Below are 4,167 nucleotides of genomic sequence, written 5' to 3'. Positions count from 1 at the left end.
GGTCGACAAGGGCGTCAGCACGTCGGGGAACACCCGCGCGCGCCGTTCGGTCTGGCCCCAGAAGGTTTCGGGGTCTTCGTCCAGCTGCATGACGCGCACGTCCAGCCAACTTTTGGGCCCGAAGGCGCTCGCGTCGGCGTAGGCGAGGCGCTTTCCCTTCATGTCGGCGAGCGTCACGGGCTTCGCTTCGGGGTCGGGGTTCCTGCGCACGACGAGGAGCGCCCCGGCGTCCCCGCCGCGGCTCGCCAACGGGACGACGTTCGCCTCCTGCATGAGGCTCACCATCGTCCCGGAGGTCGACATCACGAAGGGGATCCCGCGGCGGCGGACTTCCTCCGCGAAGTTGACCGAGGGGATCCGCGTCACGACGACGCGGCGGTCGGGGTGGCGCTCGCGCAGGCTCTCGACCAAGGGGGCGAGACTCTGGCGAAACGCGTCTTCCCCCGCGCCCGTGTCCTCAAACGCCACCCAGAAGTCGCCGGGGCGCGCGGGGAGTTCGTCCGCGCGGAAGCTCCGCTCGCCTTCGGCGACGGGCGCGCGCATCTCGGACAAGTCGAGCGACGCCCCCGAGAGCGCGTCCGCCATCTCCTCCCGGATGGGATGCCGGTGGGCGGCCTCATCCGCGGAGTCCGCCGAAACTGCGGAGAAGGCGGGCGCCGTCTGGACGGAGAGCGCCAAGGCGGCGAGCACGGCCGCACCGCGGCGCATGAGGCGCGCGGGGCTCGTCGGTCGTCGGTCGTGTCGGGGCTCTCGCATGGATTCGGATGGTGATGGTCGAAAGAGGAACGGAAGATCGGGGCGGCCGCCATGGCCGCCATGGCCGTTGTGAGCGCGGCGATCGGACGGCGGAAGCGGGCGCGTCCGGAGCCTTCGGGCTCCGGCCGGCAGGCCCCAAAGCGATGGGGGTGAACCCGGGGTCCGCGCATCTCCGGATCCGCACATTCCGCCATTTTCGCCTGAAACCGGGGCTTCCGGAAAGCCTTAGGGAGAACCCCCATGCACCAAGGTATAGGACGGTATGGGTGCCGAGAGGTTCAAACTCCGGATCACGACAGACAAACCTCCAACCATTCAGAAGGAGATAGGAGAGAACCATGTCCGAATTGAATCTTGCCCGCCGAGGCTTCCTCAAGACCGGTGCCGCCGCTGCCGCCGCCCTCATGACGTCCGCCGCCGCCCACGCCGGCATTCCTGCTTCGAAGATTCAGAAGTGGGACGAAGAGTACGACGTCGTGATCGTCGGTTCCGGCTTCGCCGGCATGGCCTGTGCTTTGAAAGCCGGCCGCGCCGGTCTCAAGGTCCTCATCATTGAAAAGATGAGCGTCGTCGGCGGCAACTCCGCCATCTGCGGCGGCAACGTCGCCTGCCCGGTGAACCCCGTTCAGAAGGCTCAGGGCATCGAAGACAGCAAGGAACTCTTCATCGCCGACTGCCTGAAGGACGGTCTCGGCATCAACCATACGGAACTCCTCGCCACGATCGCCGACCGCTGCAACGACACGATCCAGATGGTCGTCGACTGCGGCTGCGAATTCGTGCCCAACAAGATGCTCTTCGAAGCCGGCCACTCGGTTCCCCGCTCCTACGAAATCAAGGCGGGCACGGGCTCGGGCTACATCCGTCCGATGCAGGCTGAATTGAAGAAGCTCTCGAACGTCACCATCCGCACCCGCGCCAAGTTCGACGACTTCGTTCTCGACGATGACGGCGCCGTCGTCGGCGTCACGGCCCGCACGGGCTACCGCTTCGACATGAAGCTCACGAACGACGACCGCGACAACAAGACCGGCAAGGCCGTCACGATCCGCGCCAAGAAGGGCGTGATGCTCGCCGCCGGCGGCTTCTCCCGCGACATCGAATTCCGTCAGGTTCAGGACCCGCGCGTCGTCCCGACGACCGACTCCACGAACCAGCCCGGCGCCACGGCCGGCGTGCTCATCAAGGCCATGGGCATCGGCGCCATGCCGCTCCAGCTCTGCTGGCTGCAGTTCCTCCCGTACTGCAACCCGCGTGAAAAGGGCTTCGGCGTGTCGGTGAACTTCGTCAACCACGCCTGCATGGACTACGGCATCGTCGTCGACCGCAAGACCGGCAAGCGCTTCATGGACGAACACGCCGGCCGCAAGATCAAGTCGGACGCGCTCTTCCAGGTCATCGGCCAGGATGAAAACTACCCGATCGCCATCGCCGACCAGGAAATCGTCGACTCGATCAACCCGTCCTTCGTCAAGCTCCCGCTCGAAATGAAGACGGTCACGAAGTTCGACACGCTCGAAGCTTTGGCCGACCACTACAAGATCCCGAAGGAAGCGTTCCTCGCTGAAGTCAAGAAGTTCAACGAGTACGTCAAGGCCGACGACGACAAGGACTTCCACCGCATTCTGAAGTTCAACAACGGCCTCTCTCTCAAGAAGGCTCCGTTCTACGGCATCGAATGCTGCCCGAAGATCCACCACACGATGGGCGGCGTCCTCATCAACCCGAAGGCGCAGGTGATCTCCGCCACGACCGGCCAGCCGATCAAGGGCCTCTACGCCGGCGGCGAAATCACGGGCGGCGTGCACGGCGCTTCGCGTCTGGGCACGGTGGCCGTCATCGACGCCCTCACCTTCGGCATGATCGCGGGCGAAGAGTTCGCGAAGATGGCCTAAGAAACCCCTCGAAGGAACGGAGGACCGGCCCACCAGCCGCGGCCGGTCCCCTTCCGACCATAAGCCCGGAGGGACCCGGGCGAAGCATCCGGGTCCCCCGTGGAACGCACCAGGCGTTCCGACCCCATTTGACCCAGAACGGATTCACGACAAATGTTCAAGCAAGCGATCATCGCCGCCGCTGCGGCGCTTCTCTTCGCCACCGCGGCCTCCGCGGGCGTTGCCGACCACCATACGAAGATGGGCCTTGACTGCAAGAGCTGCCACGGTCCCGACGGCAAGGGCGAAGTGACGACGCAGACCTGCACGGGCTGCCACCAGGTCGACGCGCTCGTCGCCTCGACGAAGGACGTCAAGCCGACGAACCCGCACGTCTCCCCGCACTACGGCAACGAACTCGACTGCGCCAGCTGCCACATGGGCCACAGCGACAGCGAAAACTTCTGCAACCAGTGCCACCAGTTCGACTTCAAGGTGCCCTAATCGGGCAGGCTTGAAGACGAAGAGGAAGGGTCTCCCGACTGGTCATCGGCCTTCCTCCTCCACTCTCCCTTCACCCTGGTCCGGTACGGGATGAGAATCCAATAAGAACAACAGATTCTCCTCTCTCTCCTCCTTTCGGGCGCCCGCAGTCTCTGCATCTGCGGGCGCGTTTTTATGCGCGGAGAACCCGCGGCCTTCGTCCGGACACCTTCATCCCTATGCGGCGGGTTCGCCCGGCGGGATCGAAGAATGAACAAGGATCTGTGACTGCTGAGTTGAAACAGGCGGAGGCCGCCCGGGTGGGCGACCTCCGCCTTCTTCATTGAGGGACCGGTCAGAATCAACCGGCCTTGATCAACCGGCCGAGCGCAGCTGCGCGATGTGGCGCTTCGGGGGCACCTGGAAGAGCCGCGCGTAGTCGCGGGAGAACTGCGCCGAGCTCTTGTAGCCGACGCGGAAGCCCGCGCTCGCGGCGTCGATCCCTTCGGCGAGCATGAGGCGCTGCGCCTGCACCAGACGCAGGCGCTTCTGGTACTGCAAGGGGCTCACCTGCGTCACTTCCCGGAAGCAGCGTTGGAAGTTCGTGGGCGACATCGCGGCCATTTCAGCGAGCTGCGCCAACGAATACGGTTCGTCGTAGTGCTCCTGAAGGTGGCGGATCACGCGGCGCACGCGCGTCGTGCGGGTGTGGGACGCAAAGATCCCGCGCAGGTACTGGCCCTGCGGGCCCAAAAGGAGCCGCATGTGGATTTCGCGCATGATCATGGGGGAAAGCAGCGGCGCCTTCACCGGGTCGTCGAGGAGTTCGGCAAGCCGCAGGAACGCGGACAGTACCGCCTCGTCCGCGCCGCACGTCATGAAGCCGCACTCGCACGGATGGTTGAAGACGGGGCTCGAAGCGTTTTCTTCGATCTGGAGAAGAAGCTCCGCGAAGATGTCGGCGGAGGGTTTGATCGAGACGCCCACCATGGGCTTCCCGTCCTTTTCCGCGACGACGCAGTAGTTCGACGGCACGTCGACGGCGGTGACGATC

Annotated in this window: 4 protein-coding genes; 2 read left to right on the top strand and 2 right to left on the bottom strand. The window is 65.1% G+C overall.

All coding sequences use genetic code 11. The features are described 5' to 3' along the window. A partial coding sequence (locus tag HMPREF9440_RS05525) for a substrate-binding domain-containing protein (protein WP_172634289.1) occupies positions 1-756 on the bottom strand: 756 nt, incomplete at its 3' end. 338 nt (positions 757-1,094) lie between these two features. Between HMPREF9440_RS05525 and HMPREF9440_RS05520 the strand changes: the two genes are divergently transcribed. Next, complete coding sequence (locus HMPREF9440_RS05520) at positions 1,095-2,651, top strand: FAD-dependent oxidoreductase (protein WP_008542287.1); 1,557 nt, start codon at positions 1,095-1,097, stop codon at positions 2,649-2,651. Positions 2,652-2,804: 153 nt separating this feature from the next. Further along, a complete protein-coding gene (locus HMPREF9440_RS05515; RefSeq protein WP_008542285.1) occupies positions 2,805-3,134 on the top strand; it encodes a cytochrome c3 family protein in 330 nt (109 codons plus the stop codon). A 354-nt stretch (positions 3,135-3,488) separates the two neighbouring features. On the opposite strand, the gene HMPREF9440_RS11415 is transcribed toward HMPREF9440_RS05515, so the two are convergent. After that, a partial coding sequence (locus tag HMPREF9440_RS11415) for an AraC family transcriptional regulator (protein ID WP_008542281.1) occupies positions 3,489-4,167 on the bottom strand: 679 nt, incomplete at its 5' end.

This window comes from Sutterella parvirubra YIT 11816, assembly GCF_000250875.1.
Taxonomy (GTDB): Bacteria; Pseudomonadota; Gammaproteobacteria; order Burkholderiales; family Burkholderiaceae_F; genus Sutterella; species Sutterella parvirubra.
Note: the sequence above shows the minus strand (reverse complement) of the source record. Positions and strands in the feature narration are given on the sequence as shown.

Excerpts from the sequence above, each read along its gene's own strand:
- HMPREF9440_RS05520 (WP_008542287.1), top strand. The coding sequence starts at position 1,095 with ATGTCCGAATTGAATCTTGCCCGCCGAGGCTTCCTCAAGACCGGTGCC.
- HMPREF9440_RS05515 (WP_008542285.1), top strand. The coding sequence starts at position 2,805 with ATGTTCAAGCAAGCGATCATCGCCGCCGCTGCGGCGCTTCTCTTCGCC.